This is a genomic window from Paenibacillus sp. FSL H8-0315 (assembly GCF_038005365.1).
GTDB classification, from domain to species: Bacteria; Bacillota; Bacilli; order Paenibacillales; family Paenibacillaceae; genus Paenibacillus_AQ; species Paenibacillus_AQ odorifer.
This window is the reverse complement of sequence record NZ_JBBOTA010000001.1, coordinates 2,778,490-2,804,467: the sequence shown is the minus strand read 5'-3', so window position 1 is coordinate 2,804,467 and position 25,978 is coordinate 2,778,490. Positions and strand designations below refer to the sequence as shown.

Below are 25,978 nucleotides of genomic sequence, written 5' to 3'. Positions count from 1 at the left end.
CAGTTGCCCCTAATCGCAGCATTTTGGCTTTTTTAGAATGGTAACGGACCCCAAAGCCGCTATTGGCATCAAAAATACCCCAAATGAGCCTCTTTCTGAGGAATAACGTCGCTGGGGTCCGAAACTCTGCTCAAAAGCCGATAAAATTGTAAATAGCGTCGCTGGAGTCCGAACCCGCGTCCAAGGAGTAATGTCACTGGAGTCCGAACCGGCGCCTAAGGAGTAATGTCACTGGAGTCCGAGCCCGCGCCCAAGGAGTAACGTCACTGGAGTCCGAGCCCACACCCAAGGAATAGCGTCGCTGGAGTCCGAACCCGCGCCAAGGAGCAGCGCGTCACTGGAGTCCGTAAGAAAAACTAACTTTGGCAGTGGACTATTCATATGCTATATGTTACTAGTTCAGCCTTGCCTATTCTTCAAATAAAAAATTGCAATTTGCGTACGATCGCGGAGCTCTAATTTGCTTAATATATCCGTTATGTAATTTTTGACGGTACCCTCGCTTAAAAAAAGCTGTCCGGCGATTTCTTTGTTGCTATGCCCCTCAGCGATAGAAGCCACTACAGCCAGCTCTGTTTTGGTCAATCCGAAGGATTCCAGTGGCTGTACCTGTGGCAATTCTTGCCGTGCCGTAGGCTGCAGAAAGGTTGCCAGCTTGCGGGCGATATCAGGGTGGATAAGCATGTTCCCTTCAAAAACCGTTTTAATGCCCTGGATGATCCGGTCTGGCGGTATGTTTTTGAGCAAATATCCACTAGCTCCGTTACGTAGTGCCTCAATGATATATTCATCGTCGTCGAAGGTGGTCAGCATCAATATCGCAATTTGCGGAAAAGCCTGCTTAATCTTCTCCGTTCCTTCAACGCCACCGCAGCCGGGCATGCGGATATCCATCAGAGCCACATCGGCCATTAATCCTTCTTGTAGTAATTCCAAGGCTTCGTTACCTTCACAAGCTGCTCCAACAACTTCAATATCTGGGTCCATCCCTAGCAATACTTGCAGACTTTGGCGAATAAAGGGGTCGTCATCAACAATTAACACTTTAATCATTAGCATGGCTCCTTTCGTTATACAATCTCATCTTGCTTATAAATGGGCAGCCGCGTAATGACTGTAAAATGTGGCTCCTGCCTTAGTTCGAGTGTTCCGCCGATCAGATGAGTGCGCTCGTACATGCCTTTCATCCCGTCCCCACCACGGCCCAATAATTTGCGGAGCTTCTCTTCTTCTGGAAGTGATCCATTGTTGCTAACCTCCATAGTGATTCCTGCTTGCGCGTAGTCAATTTTGATCCGGATGGACGTTGCTTTTCCATGCCGCAAGGCGTTGGTTATAGCCTCACGGGCGTTTTTGTACAGGATCACTTGGATACTAGGATAGAGCGGATAAGGTATGCCCTGAACTTGGTATGAGGTCTCGGTCCCCGTCTCACGCCCAATCTCTTCGAGCAGCCGGTCTAACGCATAAGCTCCCTCAAGCTTCGGAGTGTAGTTGATACGTTTAACTGCGGACCGCATATCGTCCATGCTGGCCGACAGCTGGTCACGAATCAGTTCCATCATTTGCATTCCGCTCTCGGGAGAGGTAGGTAAGGTCTGGAGGGCGGCCTCCATCATCATTTTAATCCGGATTAGCCGGTGGCCGATATCGTCATGGAGCTGGCGTGAGATTCGGACGCGCTCTTTGGACTGGGCAGACTCTTCTACTTGCGCGCTGAACTCCAGCAGGCGGATGCGAGCTTCATCAAGCTCGAAATGCTTTTTGCGCAACTCATCATATAGAAGAAGAGTGTCTTCGCGCCGCTGGCCAGCTTTCAATAATAGCTTATTTAGGTAGGCAGTGAGCAGAAATGAAAAGTTAATGTAAGTCACTACGAGTGATGGAGAATTCTTGAGTGCAACGTTCAAAGCTATCAGATGTACACCTGTGAACACGTAAGGCACTGCTTTAGGCTGGAGTCTGGAATAATAAAGCAGTGCTGATATAGCGGGGAAAATCATCATGCTACCATATTGATAACATAACCAGGCCGTGAACAAGATTTCAATGATACTAATCAAAGCATGAATGGATCGAGGGAGCTTTGGCACCATGACCACAAGGAATAGAAGCATCAGGATATGCAGCGTGAAGATTCCATAATCGTTATATTGATAGACATAAATGGTAATAAACGCAGGGATTAAGATGAGTCCGTAACGCAATAAGTTTAGCTCTCTGGGCACGCCTTAGTCATCCTTTATGTTTTTTAATAATCTTAGCATATTATCCCACTACTTCAGGAGATGACTTTAGTCACCTTCAAAAAATGACCTTTCGTACATCCGTAAAAATTCAACCTAGAATAAAATTGAAAATATAGAAGCACACACGACAGGGGAGATAAAAGATGGCAATCGCGGTGTTGACCGATGTGGTGAAACGGTATGAGAACAAATTAACGGTAGATCATGTGAATGTTACGATTCAAGCAGGAGAGATCTTTGGCCTGCTAGGCCCGAACGGGGCAGGTAAAAGTACAACTATAAGTATGATTTGCGGCCTGCTAAAGATTGATAGTGGAGACATTGTTATTGATGGGTTATCAGTCTCTTCGTATGCACTGGAGGTTAAGAAAAAGATCGGTTTGGTTCCGCAGGATTTGGCTTTGTACAATACAATGACAGCAGCTGAAAATGTAACTTTTTTCGGAAGATTGTATGGCTTGCGGGGGAAATTGCTGAAAGAGCGGGTGGCGGAAGCTCTTGCTTTCACAGGACTTAGTGACCGGGCCAAAGAAAAACCAGCCACCTTCTCCGGAGGGATGAAAAGACGTTTGAATATCGCTTGTGCCATCATGCATCATCCAAAGCTGATTATTATGGATGAGCCGACCGTAGGGATTGATCCGCAGTCTCGTAATCATATCCTTGAGTCGGTCAAAGAGCTGAATCGGCTTGGCTCAACCGTCATCTACACTAGTCATTATATGGAAGAGGTTGCAGCCATTTGTGATCGGGTAGCGATTATGGATAAGGGACATATCATTGCTTGTGGCACGGAAAAGGAGCTGCGGGAACGGGTTTCTCAGGAAGAAAAAATAGTGGTCAAAGCAACGAACATCACCCCGGAGCTAATCAATGAGCTTAGTCTACACCCGCGGATCACGAGAGTGGAAAGTAAAGAGGGAACGGTAGAAATGTATCTCCCCTCCTCACAGGATGAGCTGCAGGATATCTTATTTATTTTTGCTAAACATGAAGGCATTATTGGTTCTTTAAATATTGAGGAGCCGGATCTGGAGACATTATTCCTTAGTTTGACAGGACGGACATTGCGCGATTAAAGGAGGGAGAGAACGCTTTGAGAAATATTTGGACAATTATGCTTTATGAGCTTCGCAGGCTGTTTATTTCACGCTCAATCATCATTAATATGTTTCTGCTACCGCTGCTTTTGATCTTTCTGCTGGGTGCTTCCCTCTCCAGTGTAATCGGTGATAAGGCAGCGTCTAAGATTGACCCTGTACGTGTTGGTGTAGTTAATCTTTCTGGAGAAGGGTATGAAAGCTCGGCGATGATAGACAGCTTTTTGAAGACGCCGGAGCTTAAGGATATCATTATTCCGGTCAAAGTAGGGAGCCGAGAGACAGCGGAAAGTGGCCTGCGCGCCGGGAAATATGGTTATGCGGTTATTATTCCCCTAGGCTTCGATAAGAAAGTACAAAGCGGCGAAACTGCAAAGCTAGAGTTTGTTCTGGGCAAAGATCGGACAGATAATATGGTTGCGGGGACGGTATTCGATAACTTTTTGAACAATATTAACTATAAGCAATCCGTAGCTATGACGTTGGGTCCAGAAGCTTTGACCGCTACTGCACCAAGTTTGGGAGAGCAGCCTTCTGTTAAGGTTGGGGCGCTCAGTGAAGGTGGCCGATCCTATACAGCCTCCCAATTCTATGCGGTATCCATGATGCTGATGTTTCTGCTATATAGCGGTTTGACCGTCAGCAGCTCTCTTTTTAATGAAAAAGAAAATCATACCCTCTTCCGAATAACTTCAATGCCGGTAAAAGGTTCTGAGCTGTTTATTGGTAAAATGCTAGGCGTAGGGGTTGTAAGTGTAGTGCAGTGCGCAGCGATTATTATCCTGACTCATTTGTTGTTTGGCGTAAATTGGGGCAATCGTCCGGGCTTGCTGCTGCTCTTCTGTCTTTTAATGATCATAGCTTCCATGACATTATCGATTGTTATTTCAATGTTTAGCAAAACTAAAGCAAGTGCAGGAAGTATTGTTAATGTTATCACTGTGGTCATGACCTTCATTAGTGGAGGGATGGCTCCACTTCCGGAATCATGGGTGAACTCGGTCGGGGCATTTACCCTGAATCACTGGGTACTACAAGCTGTTCTAAAAATGATGCTGCATGCAGAGGTCTCAGAGATTTTGCCGAGTCTGCTGGTCTTGTCGATCATCTGTCTGGTTCTATTCAGTGCAGCGGTTATCTCGTACCGGAAGGTAGGTTACCATGGATAAGATCTTAACGATTGCTTGGAATATGGTGAAAAGAACGATTGGTTCTCGGAATGGGCTGCTTTCGTATATTCTTCTGCCATGTCTTGTCGTGGCCGGGGTAGTAGCAATTAGTGGAAGTATGGGTGAGAGACCGGCTACTATTTTATATTCGAATATGGACGATGGTGCAGCGGGCAAACATTTGCTTACCGAGCTGGAGAATACTGGTGATTATAAGCTGGTAGAGAAGACAGATGAGGCTGATTTGAGGGAGAGTATTATCGATCAGAACGGAGAAGCCGGTATTTTGATACCGCAAAACTTCACCTCCGCACTGCTTGCTGGAGAAGAGCCACAAATTAGTGTGTATGAGCTTAAGGCTACTGAAACATCCATTATGGTAAAAATGAAAATCAGTGTAATTGCTGATGAAATGCGAAACACTGCTGGACTAATTGGAGCAGCTCGGACTGAGGCTACGGACTCGGACTCACAGTTTGCTGCCGTAATGCAAAGAGCTGAGCAACATAGTGTAGGCAGTATAAGAACAGATTATGATTTATATCCAAAAGAGGGCTTAAGCATCGTCACAGGATTTACTTTGATGTTCTTAATGGGGCTGGTTACAAGTTCAGTGTCGCTTATTATGGATGATCGAAGAGAACGAACGATGAAACGTATGTTCAGTGCCCCGGTTCGTTCGTATGAGATTGCCCTCGGTAATTTTCTGGGAAGCTTCATTGTTGGGTTAATTCAAATTGTTGTAGTACTTGCTTTGGGCCGTTATGTACTGCAGTTTGACTTTGGATTACCGCTCTACTTGTATTTTTTGGTTCTTGCAGCATTTATGCTCGTTTCCATGGGCTTAGCCAGTACGGTAGCAGGTCTGATTCGCAATCCCAATAATACTGGCATGCTTAATTCGCTGATCCTGACCCCGACCTGTATGCTTGGAGGCTGTTTCTGGCCGTTATCCATTATGCCGGATTATATGCAGAAGGCAGCTAATTTTGTACCGCAAAAATGGGCGATCCAAGCGATCGATATCGCTGCTACAGGTGGAGGCTGGAATGAATTATGGCTGCCTTTTGCCATCTTGGGTCTTATGGCCGCGGTGCTGCTGGCGATTGGTTCTGCTATTCTACGTCCGAGTGAAGCCGGAATTAACGCTTAAAAAATTTACAGATCATATAGATATGCATAGCTTGGACTACTCTATTCAGGTACAATAATAGGTATCAAATGTCCCTAGTTCTTAATATGTGTAAAAGAGGGGATTTCTAGGAGGATGAGCAGATGAGCAGCAATAAATTGGCTTGGACATGGCGGGTGAAGGAAGAATGTTTAGAGGAGTATGTAGCTATGCATTTAAATCCTTGGCCAGAAATTTTGGAGGAGCACAGTAAGGCTGGTATTTCTAACTATTCCATCTTTCAGAATGGCAATCAATTTTTTTACTGTTATGAGTGTGAGGATAGTAAGGCGGCTTTTGATTACATTGCCAAAAGTGATGCTTGCAACCGCTGGAATGCGATTACCTCTAAGATGGTTGAAGGTTCATTTGATTTCAATGATGAGGTGCCTATGCAGCCCTTACGTGAAGTGTTCTATCTGAAATAAGCAATTCAATTCTAGAACAAATCAAATGTGCATAATTTATATTATCGGCGCATCTGGTTTACAGTTATTTTAAATATAGGTATAATATAATTTATAAAGTTAAATTGAATAATTATTTGTTTTTTGGAGGAGCCTGTCAACAAGGGCTCCTCTTTGTCTTTTTTTGGCTTGGAGAAGCTCCTGGTTGGCAGTTCTTATATACAACAAGGGAGTGGATTGAAAGATGGAGTTTGTTTTATATCTTATGCTGATCATATTGTTCACCAAAGTAGCTGGTGATCTATCTGTGCGGCTTGGGCAACCAGCTGTGCTAGGTAAGCTTATTGTGGGAATCATACTGGGGCCTGCGGTACTGGGCTGGGTTCAGGATGGAGAGTTTATTCATTATATCTCTGAGATCGGTGTTCTACTGTTAATGTTCATAGCGGGGCTTGAGACGGATCTGGATCAATTGCGCAAGAACTGGAAATCAGCTTTTGCAGTAGCCGTCGGTGGAATTATATTACCCTTTTTGGGTGGGTTCGCCTTAGGAGAAATGTTTGGTTTTGCTTATCATAATGCTTTGTTTATGGGCGTTATTCTTAGTGCAACATCGGTCAGCATATCGGTGCAGGTGTTAAAAGATATGAATAAGCTGAACACACGTGAAGGCTCTACAATTCTGGGGGCTGCCGTAGTAGATGATATTCTAGTTGTTATTTTGCTCGCTGTTCTGATGAGCTTTTTTGGTACAGGTACAGACGTTTCTATTGGTCTTTTAATTGGGAAAAAGGTGTTGTTCTTTGCCGTAGCGATTATTGCCGGCTGGTTCATTGTTCCTCGGGTCATGAAATGGATGGCTCCGTTGAAGGTGACAGAGGCGATTATTTCAGCAGCGTTAATGATTTGTTTCGCATTCGCCTATTTTGCTGAAATCATGGGGATGGCAGGAATCATTGGTGCCTTTGCGGCTGGGATTGCTATCTCGCAAACTTCCTTTAAGCACACGGTAGAATCCAAGCTCGAGCCGATTGCTTATTCGATTTTTGTGCCGGTCTTTTTTGTAAGTATCGGACTTAGTGTTTCCTTTGAAGGAGTAGGCAGTCAAATAGGCTTCGTGATCTTGCTTACGGTTGTTGCCATTCTGACCAAGCTGTTTGGTGGCGGTCTGGGTGCGCGTCTTACAGGCTTTGATAACCACTCGTCTGCCATTATTGGGTCTGGGATGATTTCACGGGGGGAAGTTGCGTTGATCATTGCCGCCACAGGGCTGCAAAGCGGCTTGTTACAGCAACAGTATTTTACTTCGGTCATTATTGTTGTCATTGTAACTACACTTGTAACGCCGCCACTATTGAAATTTATGTTCCGTGATCCAGTACGTGCGGAAGGGAAATAAACCATAACAAAAGGGAGTCCTGTTGGTCATTTATATGGCTAACGGGGCTCTTTTTTTATGCTCACGTTCCAGTTGCCATCATCAAGAATAAGGACGGGGATCTGTCTACAGAAGGGGAAAGTTCCCCGTCTTAAGACTGAGTACGAAACCAGCCGTAGGGCTGTTTTGAGTTCAGCCAAAAATGACTAAACTAAATCTCGGGATGGAAATTAATACATAATCAAACAGACATAAGGGGAGTGCCAGAAATCATGTGGAGTGGAAGGGGAAAAAGAAATGAAATGGTTAACAAAATGGTCGTTCGGTAACAAGGCTGCGGTGGGGCTTTTAGTAGTCATGGCTCTTGTGGTGGGAGGGATGAGCTACACTTCGCTACCGATGGAATTTATGCCAGAGGCGGATAATCCTCAAGTGACTGTAACTGTGCTGGGTCCTGGCCAGGATACACATGCTATGGAGACTAATGTAACGAAGCCGATAGAAGCTGGAGCAGCTTTTGTGAAAGGGAAGAAGGAAATACTGTCCACTTCCGGAGACGGATATGCGCAGGTAAATATTTTTTATGATTCGAAAACGAATATGAAGGATGCTGCACAGGAGGTCCAGAAGGTCGTCGATTCATTGAAGTTCCCGGAAGGGGTAATGGCTCCTTTTGTACTTCAGTTGAATACCTCCATGATTCCTGTATCACAGGTTACTCTTGCTTTTGACGAAGGCCTGACTAAAGAGAATCTTAAGCTTGCGGAAGAAACTATCATTCCAGAGATGCAAAAAGCTGAAGGGGTAGCGAACGTTGCTTTATATGGTAAGGTAACTCCGCAGGTCAGCGTTAAGCTGGACCCGAAATTAATGGCTGAGAAGGGAGTCACGACTCCACAAGTATTAGGTTTACTTCAAGGACGTAATGTATCGGCATCCCTTGGGGAGCAAACGATTGGTGGGCAGACCGGCAATGTTAACGTAGTTTCTACGATAGATAGTATGGATACTTTGAAAAAGCTTCCTGTATCTGCGGGCGTTAAGCTACAGGATATCGCTGCTGTCGAATTGAAGCAGGATCAGGAAAGTGTCAGCCGTTCGAACGGGAAAGACGTTCTATTCGCCATAGTGACCAAAGAGGCTAATGCGAATGCAGTCAGTGTCGGAGATAACATTCAGGCTGCCGTAAATCATATTAATACAACCATTCCTAATGCAGAAGCAGCAGTGGTATTCAGTACATCGGATATGGTAGTTAGCTCGGTGAACAGTATGATGCGTGAGGTATTGCTAGGTGCATTATTTGCGACGATTGTGATTCTGTTGTTCCTGCGTAACCTGCGGGCTACTCTGATTACGGCAGTATCCATCCCACTTTCGTTAGCAGTCACCTTATATCTGCTGAATATTTCCGGCATAAGCTTGAATATCATTACACTCGGGGGAGTCGCGGTTGCGGTAGGCCGTTTGGTCGATGATAGTATCGTGGTGATTGAGAACATTTACCGTAGGCTGCAAAAAGAACCCTTTTCCCGAGAAATGATTATTAGTGCAACTGGGGAAGTGGCTAGAGCGATTACCTCATCAACCATTGCTACCGTAGCAGTATTTTTGCCGATGGGTCTTTTGCGTGGTAGTTTGCAAGCTTTCCTACTGCCGTTTGCTTTAACAGTGACCTATTCATTGCTTACTTCACTCGTAGTAGCTTTGACGGTTGTTCCTCTTTTAAGCTCATGGCTGCTGAGAAGAACATCAATGAAAGAACACGAACCTTCTAAATGGTTTATCCGCTTTCTGGACTGGAATCTTCGCCGTAAATGGGTTAGCTTATCGTTGGGTCTCCTGCTTCTGATTGGCTCCATTGCTGCTTATGTGACTATGCCCAAAGGGGCGCTCGATGCTTCGGATGCCAGCTATGTTTCTGTTCAGATGAATTATCCGAAGGATGTTCCTGTCAAAGATATTTTGGAAAAGGGAAAGCAGTTAGAACAAGATTTGATGAAGCAGCCACAAGCAGAAACGGTAATCATGCAATCAGGGAATAGTGCGGACGCCGCTAAGTGGGGGAGTGTTACCTCTGAAACCTTAGTGGACTATACCGTTGTTATGAAAAAAGGTGCAGATGCTCAGGCTTTTATTGATCATGTTCGTGAGGTAAAAGATTCATACACTGGAGCAACACTTGTTGCTAACCAAATGAGTATGATGGGATCCAGCTCTACCAGTGAATATATTGATATTGTCGGAGATAATCTTACAGATATTACTACTGTAGCAACAGAAGTCACCGCTAAGCTGAAGACCGTAGAGGGAATTCAAAAAGTCAGCAGCAATATGGAGGACACGAAACCTGTATTTTCCTTTAAGGTAGATCCGGCGCAAAGTAATGCGCAAGAGATTTCAATGCAGCTGTCAGCGATGCTTAATCCGATTCCAATGGGGCAAATTGAGCTCGATGGTGACGCAGCAGGTGTAGTGTTAGATCCTATGGTTCAGCCGCAAACGGAGCAGGATTTAAAAGCGCTGACGCTCATGACGGCTGAGGGGCTGAAGCCACTGTCTCAGCTCGCAACTTACGAGGTTCGGAATGAACCGGCAATGTTGTTCCATAAAGATGGGAAGCCGTATGTACGAATTACAGCAGAGGTTGATCCGAAGAAGGTATCTGAGATCGGTGCGAATATTAAAAAAGAAACCGATAGTCTTACACTTCCGAAAGGCGTGACCTTATTTGCAGGCGGAGCGTCAGTTGATCAGTCAGAGGATTTCAACGACCTGGGTATGACGGCATTGATCTCCATCGGGTTGGTGTATCTGATTATGGTACTCACCTTTAAAACCCTTCGGGCTCCACTGGCGATTATGTTCTCCTTGCCGCTCGCGGCGATTGGTGCGATTGTTGGACTTATCGTTTCCGGTGTAACGCCTGACTTCACTGCTCTGTTCGGGGCGTTGATGTTAATAGGTATTGTTGTTACGAATGCCATTGTGCTCATTGACCGGATTAAGCAAAATGAAGCCAATATGAGTATCCACGAGGCTATTCTAGAAGCTGCCGGAACACGGATGCGTCCGATTCTCATGACGGCGATTGCCACCATCTGCGCCATGACACCGCTGCTGTTCGGCCATGCCGAGATGGGCAGCATCGTCTCGCAAAGCTTGGCGATTGTAGTCATTGGCGGTTTAACCGCAGCAACACTGCTTACGCTGATTGTAGTGCCGGCGATTTACGAGTTGTTCTACTTCCGTAAATCGGCAAAAGAGCGTAAAGGTACGGCAAAAATAGAAACTCCAACTCATGGTGCGTAATCGAGAATAAATGATGCCCCCACAACATTGGTATAGCTGTGGGGGCACTCTTTGTTATAAGGGAAACTCGATTCGAAAGATGAATCCAAGTTTTCTTTTACAGTTCCAATGTTGTATCGGACTCAGTGAAGCTAGAATAAAAAGTGGACACTAGTTAACAGACTGGCGATAATGAGTCCACGGAGGTGTGTTCACATGGGAGAACATCGACAACGGTATAACGAAGAATTTAAAAAACAGACAGTGCAGTTCATTCAAGAGCAAACAAAGACAGTGGGCGACTTGGCGGAAGAGCTCAACATCCCAAAAAGTACCCTGCATCAATGGATGAGCCAGTATCGAGAACTAAAGAATGAACCGGCAGCTAGCGTGGATCGAGTACGGGAACTCGAGGCACAGTTGAAGGAGATGCGTCGGCAACTTCAAGAAAAAGATAACAAGATTGCCGATGTGGAAGAGGAATTAGCGATCGTAAAAAAAGCAGTGCACATCTTCAGCAAACCAAGGAACTGAGATTCCAGTTTATTGAAAAACATCGCTCCGAGTTTCTCTTGGAGAAGATGTGCATGACCCTACATGTGTCACGGAGCGGGTACTACAAGTGGCGGACAGAAAAAACCAGTACGCATATGCTTCGTAAGGCTGCGATAATGAAGCGAATTCAGTATCATTTTGCAGACCATCAAAAGCGGTATGGGAGTCCGAAGATCACCCGCCTGTTACATCAAGAAGGTTATACCGTTACCGAACGCACGGTGAGTGTGTACATGCGACATATGAAGCTTCGCTCCATTGTCTCCAAAACGTATCGCGTACAGACCACCGACTCCAATCATGACCATCCGATTGCCCCGAATACGCTGAACCAGCAATTTAAAATACTCAAACCCAATTCAGTATGGGTTACCGACATTACTTACATTCCTTGCCGGGGAGGGCGCTTGTACCTGGCAAGTGTGATGGACCTTTGCACGCGCGAAATCGTGGGGTGGCGTTTGGAGAACCATATGGAAACTAGCTTGATTTTGGGCGCTTTACAAGATGCTTACGAAGCTAAACAACCGGAAAAGGGTCTATTACATCACTCCGATAGAGGTTCTCAATATACTTCTCATGAATACACGAAGCAGTTGAAAGCGTATGGCATGGAGTCCAGCATGAGCCGCAGAGGTAACTGTTATGATAACGCCTGTATCGAGTCGTGGCACAGCATTTTGAAAAAGGAGCTCATTTATTGTAATCCGCGATTCAAAACTAAGGAGCAAGCCTACCAGACACTTTTTCAATATATTGAGTTTTACTATAACCGCAAGCGAATGCATGGCGCGCTGGGGTATCTTTCTCCAGTTCGTTTTGCTGAGCAATTGACTAGAATGTCTGTTGCGTGACTGTCCACTTTCTTGACAGAGGTCCACAGGAAACCTTATTTTCTAGAATTAGCCCTATTTTGAAAGCTATCGGACACCAGGGTCACTATTGGTGAAAAATACCACGTACCTACTCCGTTTCTTGGAAAATAGAGTCCTTGGAGTCCGATAGGATCTTAATACACCAATAAATTCACTAATAGTGTCTCCTGAGTCCGATTGACTGCTACAAAGAAATTGTATTCTTATCGTTTCTCCTCCAAATTACTCCAATTAGATAAACAAACATATAAAAACAAGGCTAACCCCAATGTTATACACTAGGAGCTAGCCTTGTTTAATTTATGTTGTTTAACCGCAAGAACAATTCAAAACCGGCTTACGCGCAGCCTGTGTCTCATCCAAACGGCTAATCTCTGTGGTATGCGGTGCGTTGATTACGATTTCCGGTGTCTCCTGCGCTTCTTTAACGATCTGAATCATCGTATCGATGAAGCCGTCTAGCGTTTCTTTACTTTCGGTTTCCGTCGGCTCGATCATCATGCATTCCTCAACGGTCAGAGGGAAGTACACGGTTGGCGGGTGGTAGCCGAAGTCGAGCAATCGTTTAGCAACGTCTAAGGTGCGCACGCCATATTGCTTGAGGTTTTTGCCGGACATAACGAATTCATGCTTACATACACCCGGATATGGGATTTCAAAATAAGGCGCCAGACGGTGCATCATATAGTTCGCATTCAGCACGGCATTTTCGGATACCTCACGTAGTCCGTCTGGACCATAGGTGCGGATGTAGGCATAGGCACGAACCAGAATACCAAAGTTTCCGTAAAAAGCTTTCACGCGTCCAATGGATTCGGGTCCGCCGAAGTCGAGTGAGAAGCTGCTATCTTCACTCTTCACCACAGTAGGTTGTGGTAGGAATGGAATCAAGATGGATTTTACGCCGACTGGTCCGGCCCCAGGGCCGCCACCGCCATGTGGGGTGCTCATTGTCTTATGCAAGTTCAGATGCACAACGTCAAAGCCCATGTCACCAGGTCGGGTAATGCCCATAATGGCATTGGAGTTGGCTCCATCGTAATAGAGTAAGCCCCCTGCTTCATGCACGATCTCAGCAATCTCGACAATTTGGGTCTCGAACAAGCCGAGTGTGCTTGGGTTAGTCAGCATCAGTGCGGCTGTGTCGCTACCGACGGCTGCCTTCAGTGCTTCAAGATCGACCATTCCTTTATCTGTGGAAGGGATCGTGATCGTTTCAAGTCCTGCTGCTGAGGCACTAGCAGGATTGGTTCCGTGCGAGGAATCCGGCACGATAACCTTAGTACGCGTCTCGCCGCGACTTTCATGGTAGGCGCGGATCATCATGAGGCCGGTCCATTCACCATGAGCACCTGCGGCAGGCTGTAAGGATACAGCATCCATGCCCGTCAGTGCGGACAGATCATTTTGCAGGGTATACATTAATTCCAGTGCGCCTTGAATACTTTCTTCCGGTTGGTAGGGATGAATTTTGGCGAAGCCGGAGAAGCGGGCAACATCTTCGTTAATCTTCGGATTGTATTTCATCGTGCATGAACCGAGTGGATAGAAGCCATTGTCTACACCAAAGTTGCGACGTGAAAGAGAAGTGTAGTGGCGAATGACATCCACTTCCGATACTTCTGGAAGTACGACGGGTTCGCTACGGAGTAAACCTGATGGAATCAGGGACTCCAAGGTTTCTTCCTGTGGCACATCGCATAGTGGCAAAGAATAGGCCGAACGGCCGGGACGGCATAATTCAAAAATTAGACTTTGCTCCGGTTTCATAAACAGCCCTCCAGTGCGCTAGCGAATTTGTCGATTTCGGTTTTGCTTCTTTTTTCCGTTACGGCAACCAGCATATGTCCAGCAAGTTCAGGATAATCACGACCCAGATCATAACCGCCGAGATAAGCGTCCTTCAGCAGCTTAGAATTAATAGCGGTCACGCTGCTGCCTTCAGGAAGCTTCACAACAAATTCGTTAAAGAATGGGGAGGAGAAGGCAAGTTCAGCACCTGTTAGTCCGCTAAGTTTATTAGCAGCGTAATGGCTTTTGCGAATATTTAGTTCGCCTACTTCACGCATGCCTTCTTTGCCCATAACGGACAAGTAGACGGATGCGCAGAGAGCCAGCAGTGCCTGATTGGAGCAGATATTCGACGTCGCTTTTTCACGACGAATATGCTGTTCACGCGCTTGAAGTGTAAGAACGAAGCCACGTTTACCGTTACGGTCTACCGTTTGGCCAACGATCCGGCCTGGCATACGGCGCATCAGGTGATCAGCTACGGCAAAGAATCCGCAAGTTGGACCCCCGAGAGAAGCTGGAATCCCGAGTGGCTGAGCATCACCGACTACGATGTCGGCTCCAAGTTTGCCCGGAGTTTCAAGTACACCAAGAGCTATTGGGTTGGCGCTGACTACAAGAAGACCTTTAACCGCGTGAATCAGCGGCTCAACCGAGCGAAGATCCTCAATGCTGCCGAAGAAGTTAGGCGATTGCATCAGTACTGCGGCAGTATCACCATCGATAGCTTCAGCAAGCTTAGCTTGATCGGTAACACCGTCTTTATAGTCAATCTCCACCACCTCCAGACCCCAAGCATTAGCCGAAGTACGTAGCACTTGGCGAGCCTCAGGATGAACGGTACGGGAGACGATTAATTTTTTGCGTTTGGTAGCACCAGCCGCGAGAACCGCTGCTTCGGATAAAGCTGTAGCGCCATCATACATACTGGCATTGGCAACTTTCATACCGGTTAGTTCGCAAATGTAGGATTGGAATTCGAAGATCGCTTGCAGCTCACCTTGGCTGATCTCCGGTTGGTAAGGAGTGTAGGCAGTGTAGAATTCAGAACGGGAAATGACATGGTTGATGACCACAGGGATGTGATGATCGTATAATCCGGCGCCGAGGAAGCTGGCGTGAGAATCAAAGTCGGCATTTTGGTCAGCCAACCCTTTCATGTGGCGCAGCAGGGCGTATTCATCGAGTGGTTCAGATATCGGCATAGTGCCTTGGTAACGTACCGCTTCAGGAATATCGGAGAACAGCTCATCTATAGACTGAATCCCGACGGCCTCCATCATCTCTACGCGGTCCTGTTCTGTCATGGGCAGATAACGGTGCTTCATTAAGGTTTCACTCCTTGGCTTTTTTAAAATATAAGAAAGTACAATTTTCACGCTATACTTTATTCTTCTATTTCTCGCTTAAAAGCTCACCGTCCTTATATGGACGCTAAAGGCGTTTATACTTGTAAAAAGGGGCCTTAATCACTACAGCCTTAAGCTGCTTACCGCGTATCTCTACGTAAACCTCTGTGCCTATTTCACTGTAAGCAGCATCAATCAAAGCCAACCCCAGGTTACGTTTCAGCGTAGGGGACTGTGTTCCGGTTGTGACCTCACCAATCTTAACCCCATCTGCCCAAACAGGATAATGGGAGCGTGGAATGCCTCGATCAATCATTTCTAGGCCGACAAGGCGACGGGGAATCCCAGTTTCTTTTTGCTGTATTAGTGCATCGCGTCCGATAAAGTCTATTTTGTCCAGCTTCACGAAGAACTGTACTCCTGCTTCAAGCGGGGTGATGTCAGCGGATAGCTCCTGACCGTACAGTGGTAATTTTGCCTCAAAACGTAGGGTATCCCGTGCACCCAGTCCAGCAGGTGTTAATCCGTGGGGCACGCCTGCTGCAAGCAGTCCGTTCCATAACGTTTCTGCACCTTCCAGCGGAGCGTAGATCTCGAAGCCATCTTCACCGGTATAACCCGTACGGGAGATAAGTACCTCTACACCGCAAACGGTGGCGCGTTCAATGAAATGGAAAGGCTTGAGTACTGAAATAGGAGCATCAGTAACTTCCGCGAGAATGGTCTCTGCCAGAGGACCCTGCAAGGCGAGCAAAAGCGTCTCGTCAGAGACATTAGTGAGCGTGACTTCGCCGAATTCAGAGGTCAAATGCTCTTGCAGCCATTGGAAGTCTTTGTCGATGTTGGAGGCATTAACGACGAGCATATAATGCCCTTCGCTTAGGCGATACACGAGTAGGTCGTCGACAACTCCGCCATTTGGATAACAGAGCAGCGTATATTGCGCCGCACCATCTGTAAGGCGGCTGACATCATTGGTTGTCATTTTTTGCAAAAAGTCTTCTGCACCGCTCCCAATCACCATGAATTCACCCATATGCGAGACATCGAACAGCCCAGCCTGCTGGCGAACGGCTTCGTGCTCTTTCACGATACCTGTAAACTGTACTGGCAGCTCCCAGCCACCGAAGTCAATGCACCTGGACTCCGCATAAGCGGAATAGAGATCATAAAAAGGTGTTCTTCTCAAAGCATCCATGTCGTCACTCCCCTTGATCTGATTACATACGAAAAAAGGACAGGCAGAAGCAATCATGCATAAATGCACAAATCGCTTTCTGCTCTGTCCTTTGTACCTGAGAGTTACCCTGCCGTAACTAGCTTGCAGGTTTCCCCGTTGGTGATCTGACGCATCTAGCCTTGCGTCTGATGCTCTCCAGAGATACGTCCGACAAAGGTCCTTTTGCCTGAGAGATTCACCCCTGTTAGGGCTTACTCCTTCGGCGCCGTCTTCAAGTGAGACAGTCTCTCCCTATGCCATCATCCGCAATTATATTTCTTCGAGAAACGGTTATTGTCTATAAAAAGACGACAACGTCATTTCTTCTTGTATGTCTCCATTAAACGGGTATAGTCGGGCGCTGTCAACAAGAAAACGTCGAAAAAATGACAAATTTAAATTTCCTGTTAGTAATATTGACATTGTGAGCCGGGATAACTTAGGCTATAACTAAATTTAGAACTCCAAATTGGAAATGAGGCGGCTTGAAATGAGTGAAGTATTAGACAACCTTCTTTACAGCGAAGAGCATGAATGGGCACAGCAAGTAGAAGGGCGAGTAGTACGTGTTGGGATTACGGACCATGCTCAGCATTTATTAGGCGACATCGTATTTGTTGAGTTTCCTGAGGTAGGATCGACCATTTCGGCCGGTGACAGCGTAGGCAGTATCGAATCCGTTAAGACGGTATCGGAGTTGTATTCGCCCGTCTCTGGGACGGTTACCAAGGTGAATGATGGATTAGAAGCTAGTCCGGAGCTTATCAATGATCAGCCGTATGGCGGGGGTTGGATTTTTGAGATTGAAGTTGATGGAGAATATGCTGATGCTGTAAAAGGTCTGTTAGATGCAGCCGGTTATAGCGCGTTAGTTGCTGAATAATTGGAAATCGGGGACGGAAAATAGTCTGATCAAGTGTGATATTCTTAGCAGCAAGTTTCTGTGATTCGGGGACTTGCTGTTTGTGTTTCTTATGTGGATTGTGCGAGTATTCGTAAACCCAATCGAGTGGTTTGAGGGTCTAGTGGAGTATGGAATTAGGGAAAACCTCCCTCATTTTAGACGATTATAGCGTGAGAGTTAGGGTTTTAGGGAATTCCTCCCTATCATCTCGGTAAAACCACTATTTCAGACTAAAAAGAGTAATAATCAGGGAGAAATTCCCTCATTCCGCGATTGGATACGATAATAGGTGAATAATCAGGGAGGTTTTCCCTAATTAAATTGGATGAAGCCCCTTGTAAGCTCAATGTGGTAATTGCAAAGGCCCCTGCCGCCGAACTTAGCTCTGAGCGCAAGCAACTATATTTTATTCCACCTCTTGAAGCTGTCGAAGTACAATGATCTCTACGCGTCGATTTTTCTGTTTGCCTGCTAGCGTAGTATTATCTGCTGTTGGTCGGGTATCGGCATAACCTGCATATTGAAAAGTGTCCGGGTTCAGTCCTTCATTATCTAAGAAAAAGCGCAGCACAGAAAGCGCACGAGCACCCGATAGCTCCCAATTGTCGTTATAACGTGAAGCTGATGACACTGGTGTATTATCCGTATGTCCTTCAATGCTGATCGTTGCTCCGATATCTTTGAATAAGCCAGACAACTGCTGAAGAGCAGGAAGGGCTGGTGACTTCACATCTGCTTTACCCACATCAAAAAGAAAACGGTCGCTGAGCGTGATTTCTATGCCCTGCGGTTTGTCGGCTACAAATATTTGTTCACCGAGATTATTCTCCTCCACATAGTGGGTGATCACACCCATTAACTCAGCAAGCTTCGCCTCTTGTTCTCGAAAAGCCAACTCCCGTGCTGAAGGTGTTTCATTCTCCGTTTGTTCATCAGAACCGTCATTTGGTTTTGCAGTTGCGTTCGCATTCCCATCTGTACTCTCTGGTTTGTTGTCAGGGGTCTTTCCAGCATCTAAAATACCATCCCCGCCTTCAAGAACAGTGCTGTTCGACTTGAAAGTCTGGGATAAAGAGCCGGTCACGATATTATATTTGTCAGTGTCCAGGCTGCTCATCGCATACAATATAACGAAAAATATAAGTAAAAGTGTAATTAGATCAGCGTAAGTAATCATCCAACGATCACGGCTTTCTCGATTCTCTTCCCGCCGTTTGCGCCGGTCTCTTTGTCTCATATAAAACCTCTTGCTTCTGCACGGTCATCTGTGGTGGTGTCTGAAATGAAGGAGTTCAGTTTTTTACGCACCAGCAGCGGATGATCCCCGTTCTGTAGAGAAAGAATGCCTACTAGAAGCATCTCCATGCTATGCAGCTCACTTTGGCTGCGGGATTTGATTTTGGAAGCAATGGGTAAAAATATTAGATTAGCGATGGCTACTCCGTACAGTGTTGCAGTGAACGCTACTGCGATAGAGGTACCTAGATTTGATGGGTCCGTAAGGTTGCCCAGTACCCTAATGAGTCCCATAACTGTACCGATGATCCCCATCGTTGGAGCATATCCGCCAGCGGCTTCAAAAATCTTGGCGTAGCTTTCATGCTTCAATTCTTTCGCATCCATTTCCAATTCCAAAATCTGTCTTACCTGCTCAGGGTCAGTGCCATCGACGATAAGCAACAGTCCTTCGCGTGTAAAAGGATCAGGATGCAGTTCCGCTTGTTTTTCGAGCATTAAAACGCCGCCGCGGCGGGCCACTGTGGCCATTGCGATAAGCTCTTCTGCTTTCTCTTCATCACGTTCAGGATTGCGGCCAAAAGCCATGCGCAGAGCGGCGGGAATGGAGCGTAGCTTAGCTGCCGGGAAGCTGATCATTACGGCAGCAATCGTACCTCCAAATACAATCAAAGCTGCATTAAGCTGCAGCAGTCCGGAAAGGCTTCCGCCTTCCCAGAGGTAGCCGCCGATTAGCGCAGCCAGTCCGGCCACTAGGCCGATTATTGCGGTAATATCCATGCTTCAAGCTCCTAACATTTCTGTGTATTATGGTTTGCATCGATCTAAGCAACACTGTATAATGAACGGGAACACATATTCTTATCTTCCATATTTTTTACTGTCGTATGGAGAGAGAAGATTCAGACAACAATTATAATATATTAATCTAGTTTAGACGATAGAGGGGAGACGGGCAAATGAGTGATATTGTCGTCAGTACGAAGACTTTTGAATTGGAGTCCGAGTATACACCCCAGGGCGATCAGCCTCATGCCATAGATGAATTACTACAAGGCATCCGGCAGGGTAAGAAGCACCAGACGCTGCTGGGAGCGACAGGTACAGGGAAGACCTTTACTGTCGCGCAAGTTATTTCCAAATTAAATCGCCCCACGCTGGTTATTGCGCATAACAAGACACTGGCTGCCCAGCTGGCAAGTGAGTTTAAGGAGTTTTTCCCGAATAATTCGGTAGACTATTTCGTCAGCTACTACGACTATTACCAACCAGAGGCGTATATTCCCTCCTCCGATACTTATATTGAGAAAGATTCCAGTATTAACGAAGAGATTGATAAACTTCGCCACTCCGCGACAAGCTCCTTGTTCGAACGGCGTGACGTTATTATTGTAGCGAGTGTGTCTTGTATTTACGGTCTCGGTTCACCAATGGAATACGGAAGCTTGCTGTTGTCCTTGCGGGTTGGGATGGAGAAACCGCGCAATGAGATTCTGAGCAGACTGGTGGATATTCAATACCAGCGCAATGATATCAATTTTGTACGCGGAACATTCCGTGTACGTGGTGATGTGGTTGAGATCTTCCCAGCCTCTCAGGGTGAACATGCGATTCGTGTTGAATTGTTTGGGGATGAGATTGAGCGGATCACTGAAATAGATGTTTTAACGGGCGAATTGATCGGTGAACGCGATCATGTCGCCATTTTTCCGGCTTCTCACTTTGTTACCAAGGAAGAAACGATGCGTGTAGCAATAGTCAATATTGAACGGGAGCTGGAAGAGCGGCTGACCGTGCTTCGTGACGCAGGCAAGCTTCTGGAAGCGCAACGTTTGGAACAACGGACACGTTACGACATTGAAATGATGAAGGAAGTGGGTTTCTGTTCGGGGATCGAGAACTATTCCGGGCCACTAACCTTCAGGGAACCGGGAGCAACTCCATATACGTTAATGGATTATTTTCCTGATGATATGTTAATCGTCGTAGATGAATCCCATGTTACCCTTCCGCAAATTCGGGCGATGTATAACGGTGACCGGGCGCGTAAAACAGTGTTGGTAGAGCATGGTTTCCGTCTGCCTTCTGCACTGGATAACCGTCCGCTTCAGTTCGAAGAGTTCGAAGATAAAGTAAACCAGATCATTTACGTTTCCGCGACACCTGGACCTTATGAAATGGAACACTGCGAAACTATGGTGCAGCAGATTATCCGTCCGACTGGTCTATTGGATCCAATCATCGAGGTCCGTCCTACAGAAGGTCAGATTGATGATCTGATTAGCGAAATCCGTGACCGGGTTGAACGCGATGAACGTGTACTCGTTACCACTTTGACGAAGAAGATGTCGGAGGATCTGACAGACTACTTTAAGGAAATCGGTATTAAGGTTCGTTACATGCACTCTGACATCAAGACACTGGAACGGATGGCGATCTTGCGGGATCTTCGTCTCGGTACGTTCCATGTACTGGTAGGGATTAACCTCCTGAGAGAAGGTCTCGACTTACCGGAGGTATCTTTAGTTGCAATTCTCGATGCCGATAAAGAAGGGTTCCTTCGTTCCGAACGTTCACTAATTCAGACGATTGGCCGTGCGGCTCGTAACTCTGAGGGTCGTGTAATCATGTATGGTGATCGGATCACTGATTCGATGGAGAAGGCGATGAGCGAAACATCGCGCCGTCGCGCCATTCAGATTGCCCATAATGAGAAACATGGCATCACCCCAACCACTATTAATAAAAAAGTGCGTGACATCATCGAGGCAACGAAGGTTGCTGAGTCTAAAGCTGATTATCTCACAGGTGTTGGTGGCAAGATGAATAAGAAAGAAAAACAAAGTCTGATCCAGCGTCTGGAAGCTGAAATGAAGGACGCTGCCAAGAACCTGCAATTCGAACGCGCGGCAGAGCTACGCGACGCATTGCTGGAGCTTCGGGCTGAGTAATAAACTATTAATGTATCACCGATATTTAAAATAGGTATTGAACGGTGCTGTCCTAGACCGTTCTTTTTGAATCAATAGAGGGTCGCGTATCCCGCGATGTTTATGGCACTTATGCGTATCCCACAGGGACAGCACCATGCAATGCACTTGGCACTTATGCGTATCCCGCAGGGACAGCACCATGCAACGTCTATGACAGTTGCTTGTACCTGCTTTTAGGTAGTGCGAGAATGTCCAAGCGGTCCCGCAGGGATAAGCGCTCCGAGCGTCGTAGTCACTAAGTTACCTCCCACCATACTCCTTCTCCAGAAAATGCGGGTGTCCAGAGGGTGCAACCCTTGGGGCCCTCCCTTGGAAGGGAGGGTTTGGGAGGGATCGAAAGGCTTTGAAAGGGCTTTGAAAGGGCTTTGAGAATATTTTGAAATAAAGTTGAAATAGTTTTTTTAAAAGGAGAGGTTCCGTTGGCGAACGAAAATATTGTAATTAAAGGCGCGAGGGCGCACAATCTCAAAAACATCGATGTGACGATTCCACGTGACCGTTTCGTCGTGCTGACGGGACTTAGCGGCTCAGGTAAATCATCGCTTGCATTTGATACGATTTATGCTGAAGGACAACGGCGTTATGTTGAATCTTTGTCGGCTTATGCACGTCAGTTTTTGGGACAAATGGAGAAACCAGATGTGGATTCGATTGATGGTTTGTCCCCGGCGATATCTATAGATCAGAAGACAACAAGCCGGAACCCACGCTCCACGGTAGGTACAGTTACGGAGATTTATGACTATTTGCGGCTGCTCTTTGCACGTATTGGTCATCCCCATTGCCCAGAGCATGGCATTGAGATTACCTCCCAGACCGTTGAACAGATGGTAGACCGGATTATGCAGTATCCAGAGAAAACTCGGTTACAGATCCTGGCGCCAATCATTTCAGGACGTAAAGGTGAGCATAAAGGACTTTTCACAGATATCTCTAAGCAAGGCTTCGTACGTGTGCGTGTGGACGGCGACCTAAGAGATCTGTCTGAGGATATTGAACTAGAAAAGAATAAAAAACATACAATAGAAGTTGTGGTAGACCGGATCGTTGTTAAAGACGATGTGGAGACCCGGCTGACGGATTCACTGGAGACGGCGCTTAAGCTTTCGGGCGGTAAAATCCTTGTTGATATCATCGGCCAGGAAGAGCTGCTTTTCAGCTCTAACTTTGCTTGTCCAATTTGTGGTTTTAGTATTGAAGAGTTGGCACCACGGATGTTCTCATTCAACAGTCCGTTTGGAGCTTGTACAGAGTGCGATGGACTTGGCATGAAGATGGTGGTCGATCCAGACCTGCTTATTCCTGATGCTGAGAAATCCATTGAAGAAGGTGCTTTTTTAGCTTGGACTGGAAGTACTTCTAATTACTATCCGCAATTTCTGAAGTCGGTTTGTGAACACTTTAAAATTCCTCAGAACGTTCCGGTAAGCAGTCTGACACCTGATCATATGAATAAATTACTGAATGGTACAGGCAGTGAGAAGGTTCGCTTCCGTTATGAAAATGATTTCGGTCAAAAGAAAGATGCGATGGTTGCTTTTGAAGGGATTATACCTAACCTCGAGCGGCGTTACCGTGAAACTGCTTCGGATGGTATTCGTGAATTTATCGAAGGATTTATGAGTGCTAAGCCATGTCATGTATGTAAAGGTAAACGTCTGAAAAAAGAAATATTAGCTGTGACTATCAATGATCATAATATTTCTGATGTTACGGACCTTTCAATAGGAGACTGTCAGCATTGGTTTGAAGAGATAAAATTGAGCGAAAAAGAAACAGCCATCGCCAATCTCATTTTAAAAGAGATCTGCAATCGGCTTGGATTCCTTGTGAATGTAGGCTTGGATTATTTGACGCTTAGCCGTGCAGCGGGTTCGCTTTCCGGTGGTGAGGCGCAGCGTATTCGGTTGGCTACTCAGATCGGTTCAAGTCTCATGGGTGTATTGTACATTCTGGATGAGCCAAGTATTGGTTTGCATCAACGAGATAATGATCGCCTGATCTCTACGCTTGCGCATATGCGTGATTTAGGCAACACGCTGATTGTTGTAGAGCATGACGAAGACACGATGATGGCAGCGGATTACATTATTGATATTGGTCCGGGCGCAGGTATTCATGGTGGACAAGTTATGGCTCAAGGGACGCCAGAAGAGATTATGAAAGATCCGAATTCATTAACGGGTGAATATTTAAGCGGACGTAAATTTATTCCGGTTACTGCTAAACGCCGTCCTACCGATGATCGCTGGGTAGAAATACGTGGTGCTAAAGAGAATAACCTGAAAAATGTGAATGTGAAGATTCCATTAGGTGTATTTACAGCGGTGACAGGTGTATCGGGTTCCGGTAAATCCTCGCTTATCAACGAGATTCTTTACAAGAGTCTGGCACGGCAGCTGAATAAGGCTGTGAAGGTGCGTCCTGGTCAGCATAAAGAAATTCGTGGACTAGAAAATCTCGATAAGGTTATTGAAATCGATCAGTCGCCAATCGGGCGGACACCGCGTTCCAACCCAGCAACCTATACAGGTGTATTCGATGACATCCGTGACCTGTTCTCCAAGACAAATGAGGCTAAGGTACGTGGTTTCCAAAAGGGACGCTTCAGCTTTAACGTAAAAGGCGGACGTTGTGAAGCTTGCCGTGGAGACGGGATCATTAAGATTGAGATGCACTTCTTGCCGGATGTGTATGTCCCTTGCGAAGTATGTAAGGGCAAACGGTATAACCGGGAAACACTAGAAGTGAAATATAAAGGCAAAAACATTTCAGATGTGTTAGAGATGACGGTAGAGGACGCAACAGAGTTTTTTGTAAATATCCCGCGTATCCATCGTAAAATGCAAACATTGATGGATGTAGGACTTGGGTATATTAAGATTGGTCAACCGGGAACCACTTTATCCGGTGGTGAAGCACAGCGGGTAAAATTGGCTTCTGAGCTCTACCGTCGCAGCACGGGTAAAACACTTTATATTTTGGATGAGCCTACAACAGGCCTGCATGTAGATGACATTGGTCGTCTGCTTGAGGTATTGCATCGTTTGGTGGATTCCGGAGAATCGGTTCTTGTTATTGAACATAATCTGGATGTAATCAAGACAGCGGATTATATCATCGATATGGGACCGGAAGGTGGTAGCGGCGGTGGTACCGTCCTGGCAACAGGGACACCGGAGAAGATCATTACAGTCACAGAGTCTTACACAGGTAAGTATCTGAAGCCGGTTCTGATTCGTGATACAGAGCGGACCGAAGCGCTTATGCTTGAGACGGCGGAAACCCTCTAAATAAACAGTAAGTAATATAACCTATGTATATAAGGCCTCGGTATCTTGCCGGGGCTTTTGTTGTAGGATTATCCGGTAATTATACGAAAGACGGCTCATAGATATATGATGTGATCTTTCTAGCAAAAGTTATACGGATTCTATAGAAAAAATGGATTTAATAATAGGTAAGGTAGGCATATGTAGGACATGTTCGTAGTAAGATTCAATGAGGAGTATTCTGTTGATAGGGTTAACGGGTAAGTGATTAACATTAGGGTCAAAAGTTCCTTGAAAACCGAATAATTAATCATTCATATCACTCTATCAAATAACTGTTTATTAGATTAGGGAAAACCTCCCTGATAATCACAAAATGAGCTGATAATCGGTCAATATTAGGGACAATTTCCCTAATTCATTAAAGCCTAAATTTCGAGCCCAGAGTTCTAAGTTCTAAGTTCTAAGTTCTGAATTTCAATTCTAATTCACTGCTCAATTTATCTCATCTCTAAAGCAGTTAACGGAATTTCTATTGTAACCTTCACGACGAAAGAGTTGATTGGGCTCACAACGTTTCCCTAAGCACACCCAATTGTCAGTGATTAATCTCATCGTTATTACGGATTTTGCAGGTATAAAATATATTTTTTACGACAAATACATAATTTTTCTACAAAACCTATTGCATCGCCCAAATGGTAGCGATAACATAGAAGGTGATATGGGGATTACTGGATCTTGCTTGACAACATTTTTGAGGAGGTAAGGTTATGCTGCTTGCAGAAGTTGCCGCGCAAGGACCGTCTAAATTTCATACCTTTGATGTGTTTATGATTTTATTTACCATCTTGATTTTGGTCGGGGTTGTTCGACTATTGAAAGCTCCCCAGAAGAACAAATTTGCCATTGGTTTTGGAGCCGTTAGTTTGCTGGTTTTTGTGATCTCTGACTATGCCATGGTGATGCATTGGTTAAGTTAATGAAAGAACTAAATTGAACAGCTTTGCACCAAAAGA

The 25,978-nt window shown here is 45.8% G+C and carries 19 protein-coding genes and 1 riboswitch; of the genes, 12 read left to right on the top strand and 7 right to left on the bottom strand.

Annotation, left to right across the window (positions count from 1 at the left end; translation table 11 throughout):
• Nucleotides 1-399: 399 nt before the first annotated feature.
• Nucleotides 400-1,053, bottom strand: coding sequence for a response regulator transcription factor (locus MHB56_RS12230; protein WP_076123821.1), 654 nt, complete (start codon nucleotides 1,051-1,053; stop codon nucleotides 400-402).
• A gap of 17 nt (nucleotides 1,054-1,070) precedes the next feature.
• Nucleotides 1,071-2,228, bottom strand: coding sequence for a sensor histidine kinase (locus MHB56_RS12225; protein WP_341143618.1), 1,158 nt, complete (start codon nucleotides 2,226-2,228; stop codon nucleotides 1,071-1,073).
• 164 nt (nucleotides 2,229-2,392) lie between these two features.
• On the opposite strand from MHB56_RS12225, the gene MHB56_RS12220 reads away from it, so the two are divergent.
• The 8 genes from MHB56_RS12220 (at nucleotide 2,393) to MHB56_RS12185 (ending at nucleotide 12,174) form a co-directional block, all read left to right on the top strand.
• Complete coding sequence (locus MHB56_RS12220; RefSeq protein WP_076182161.1) at nucleotides 2,393-3,328, top strand: ABC transporter ATP-binding protein; 936 nt, start codon at nucleotides 2,393-2,395, stop codon at nucleotides 3,326-3,328.
• Between the two features lie 17 nt (nucleotides 3,329-3,345).
• A complete protein-coding gene (locus MHB56_RS12215; protein ID WP_341143617.1) occupies nucleotides 3,346-4,518 on the top strand; it encodes an ABC transporter permease in 1,173 nt (390 codons plus the stop codon).
• Nucleotides 4,511-5,671, top strand: a complete 1,161-nt coding sequence (locus MHB56_RS12210) for an ABC transporter permease (RefSeq protein WP_076192450.1) — start codon at nucleotides 4,511-4,513, stop codon at nucleotides 5,669-5,671. The genes MHB56_RS12215 and MHB56_RS12210 overlap by 8 nt, the downstream gene beginning before the upstream one ends.
• A gap of 122 nt (nucleotides 5,672-5,793) precedes the next feature.
• A complete protein-coding gene (locus MHB56_RS12205; RefSeq protein ID WP_038573529.1) occupies nucleotides 5,794-6,117 on the top strand; it encodes an L-rhamnose mutarotase in 324 nt (107 codons plus the stop codon).
• A 223-nt stretch (nucleotides 6,118-6,340) separates the two neighbouring features.
• Entirely contained in the window at nucleotides 6,341-7,495 is a 1,155-nt protein-coding gene (locus MHB56_RS12200; protein ID WP_076123814.1) for a cation:proton antiporter, read from the top strand.
• 276 nt (nucleotides 7,496-7,771) lie between these two features.
• A complete protein-coding gene (locus MHB56_RS12195; RefSeq protein WP_341143616.1) occupies nucleotides 7,772-10,786 on the top strand; it encodes an efflux RND transporter permease subunit in 3,015 nt (1,004 codons plus the stop codon).
• A 195-nt stretch (nucleotides 10,787-10,981) separates the two neighbouring features.
• Nucleotides 10,982-11,299, top strand: coding sequence for a transposase (locus tag MHB56_RS12190; protein WP_076305695.1), 318 nt, complete (start codon nucleotides 10,982-10,984; stop codon nucleotides 11,297-11,299).
• Entirely contained in the window at nucleotides 11,248-12,174 is a 927-nt protein-coding gene (locus tag MHB56_RS12185) for an IS3 family transposase (protein WP_340394351.1), read from the top strand. Before MHB56_RS12190 ends, MHB56_RS12185 begins: the two co-directional genes overlap by 52 nt.
• A 330-nt stretch (nucleotides 12,175-12,504) precedes the next feature.
• Here the strand turns inward: MHB56_RS12185 and gcvPB are convergent, their stop codons facing one another.
• The 3 genes from gcvPB to gcvT form a co-directional block, all read right to left on the bottom strand.
• Entirely contained in the window at nucleotides 12,505-13,965 is a 1,461-nt protein-coding gene (gene gcvPB, locus MHB56_RS12180) for an aminomethyl-transferring glycine dehydrogenase subunit GcvPB (protein ID WP_341143615.1), read from the bottom strand.
• The gene (gene gcvPA, locus MHB56_RS12175; RefSeq protein WP_341143614.1) at nucleotides 13,962-15,314 is read right to left on the bottom strand and encodes an aminomethyl-transferring glycine dehydrogenase subunit GcvPA; all 1,353 of its coding nucleotides are present in this window, start codon (nucleotides 15,312-15,314) and stop codon (nucleotides 13,962-13,964) included. The genes gcvPB and gcvPA overlap by 4 nt, the downstream gene beginning before the upstream one ends.
• Nucleotides 15,315-15,420: 106 nt before the next feature.
• On the bottom strand, nucleotides 15,421-16,533 hold the full coding sequence (gene gcvT, locus MHB56_RS12170) for a glycine cleavage system aminomethyltransferase GcvT (protein ID WP_280753166.1): 1,113 nt from the start codon (nucleotides 16,531-16,533) through the stop codon (nucleotides 15,421-15,423).
• A 186-nt stretch (nucleotides 16,534-16,719) separates the two neighbouring features.
• A riboswitch (glycine riboswitch) is annotated at nucleotides 16,720-16,818 on the bottom strand.
• A 226-nt stretch (nucleotides 16,819-17,044) separates the two neighbouring features.
• On the opposite strand from gcvT, the gene gcvH reads away from it, so the two are divergent.
• Nucleotides 17,045-17,437 carry a glycine cleavage system protein GcvH gene (gene gcvH / locus MHB56_RS12165; protein ID WP_036678614.1) on the top strand — a complete coding sequence of 131 codons (393 nt, stop codon included), beginning with the start codon at nucleotides 17,045-17,047 and terminating at the stop codon, nucleotides 17,435-17,437.
• Between the two features lie 427 nt (nucleotides 17,438-17,864).
• Here gcvH and MHB56_RS12160 read toward each other — a convergent pair whose 3' ends face one another.
• Both MHB56_RS12160 and MHB56_RS12155 read right to left on the bottom strand, forming a co-directional pair.
• Complete coding sequence (locus MHB56_RS12160) at nucleotides 17,865-18,695, bottom strand: flagellar motor protein MotB (protein WP_341143613.1); 831 nt, start codon at nucleotides 18,693-18,695, stop codon at nucleotides 17,865-17,867.
• Nucleotides 18,692-19,474, bottom strand: a complete 783-nt coding sequence (locus MHB56_RS12155; RefSeq protein WP_076123782.1) for a flagellar motor protein — start codon at nucleotides 19,472-19,474, stop codon at nucleotides 18,692-18,694. Before MHB56_RS12155 ends, MHB56_RS12160 begins: the two co-directional genes overlap by 4 nt.
• Before the next feature lie 179 nt (nucleotides 19,475-19,653).
• Here MHB56_RS12155 and uvrB point away from each other — a divergent pair, with 179 nt between their 5' ends.
• The 3 genes from uvrB to MHB56_RS12140 all read left to right on the top strand — a co-directional run bounded on the left by uvrB (nucleotide 19,654) and on the right by MHB56_RS12140 (nucleotide 25,942).
• Complete coding sequence (gene uvrB, locus MHB56_RS12150; protein WP_036678623.1) at nucleotides 19,654-21,645, top strand: excinuclease ABC subunit UvrB; 1,992 nt, start codon at nucleotides 19,654-19,656, stop codon at nucleotides 21,643-21,645.
• A gap of 461 nt (nucleotides 21,646-22,106) precedes the next feature.
• Nucleotides 22,107-24,980 carry an excinuclease ABC subunit UvrA gene (gene uvrA / locus MHB56_RS12145; RefSeq protein ID WP_076099654.1) on the top strand — a complete coding sequence of 958 codons (2,874 nt, stop codon included), beginning with the start codon at nucleotides 22,107-22,109 and terminating at the stop codon, nucleotides 24,978-24,980.
• 752 nt (nucleotides 24,981-25,732) lie between these two features.
• Nucleotides 25,733-25,942, top strand: a complete 210-nt coding sequence (locus MHB56_RS12140) for a DUF2759 family protein (RefSeq protein WP_036678627.1) — start codon at nucleotides 25,733-25,735, stop codon at nucleotides 25,940-25,942.
• The last annotated feature ends 36 nt before the right edge of the window (nucleotides 25,943-25,978 follow it).

What these genes read in the sequence shown, in the direction of transcription:
- MHB56_RS12230 (WP_076123821.1), bottom strand. Translation starts at nt 1,053, where the DNA reads ATGATTAAAGTGTTAATTGTTGATGACGACCCCTTTATTCGCCAAAGT.
- MHB56_RS12220 (WP_076182161.1), top strand. Translation starts at nt 2,393, where the DNA reads ATGGCAATCGCGGTGTTGACCGATGTGGTGAAACGGTATGAGAACAAA.
- MHB56_RS12210 (WP_076192450.1), top strand. Translation starts at nt 4,511, where the DNA reads ATGGATAAGATCTTAACGATTGCTTGGAATATGGTGAAAAGAACGATT.
- MHB56_RS12205 (WP_038573529.1), top strand. Translation starts at nt 5,794, where the DNA reads ATGAGCAGCAATAAATTGGCTTGGACATGGCGGGTGAAGGAAGAATGT.
- MHB56_RS12200 (WP_076123814.1), top strand. Translation starts at nt 6,341, where the DNA reads ATGGAGTTTGTTTTATATCTTATGCTGATCATATTGTTCACCAAAGTA.
- MHB56_RS12195 (WP_341143616.1), top strand. Translation starts at nt 7,772, where the DNA reads ATGAAATGGTTAACAAAATGGTCGTTCGGTAACAAGGCTGCGGTGGGG.
- MHB56_RS12190 (WP_076305695.1), top strand. Translation starts at nt 10,982, where the DNA reads ATGGGAGAACATCGACAACGGTATAACGAAGAATTTAAAAAACAGACA.
- gcvPB (WP_341143615.1), bottom strand. Translation starts at nt 13,965, where the DNA reads ATGAAACCGGAGCAAAGTCTAATTTTTGAATTATGCCGTCCCGGCCGT.
- gcvPA (WP_341143614.1), bottom strand. Translation starts at nt 15,314, where the DNA reads ATGAAGCACCGTTATCTGCCCATGACAGAACAGGACCGCGTAGAGATG.
- gcvT (WP_280753166.1), bottom strand. Translation starts at nt 16,533, where the DNA reads ATGGATGCTTTGAGAAGAACACCTTTTTATGATCTCTATTCCGCTTAT.
- gcvH (WP_036678614.1), top strand. Translation starts at nt 17,045, where the DNA reads ATGAGTGAAGTATTAGACAACCTTCTTTACAGCGAAGAGCATGAATGG.
- MHB56_RS12160 (WP_341143613.1), bottom strand. Translation starts at nt 18,695, where the DNA reads ATGAGACAAAGAGACCGGCGCAAACGGCGGGAAGAGAATCGAGAAAGC.
- MHB56_RS12155 (WP_076123782.1), bottom strand. Translation starts at nt 19,474, where the DNA reads ATGGATATTACCGCAATAATCGGCCTAGTGGCCGGACTGGCTGCGCTA.
- uvrB (WP_036678623.1), top strand. Translation starts at nt 19,654, where the DNA reads ATGAGTGATATTGTCGTCAGTACGAAGACTTTTGAATTGGAGTCCGAG.
- MHB56_RS12140 (WP_036678627.1), top strand. Translation starts at nt 25,733, where the DNA reads ATGCTGCTTGCAGAAGTTGCCGCGCAAGGACCGTCTAAATTTCATACC.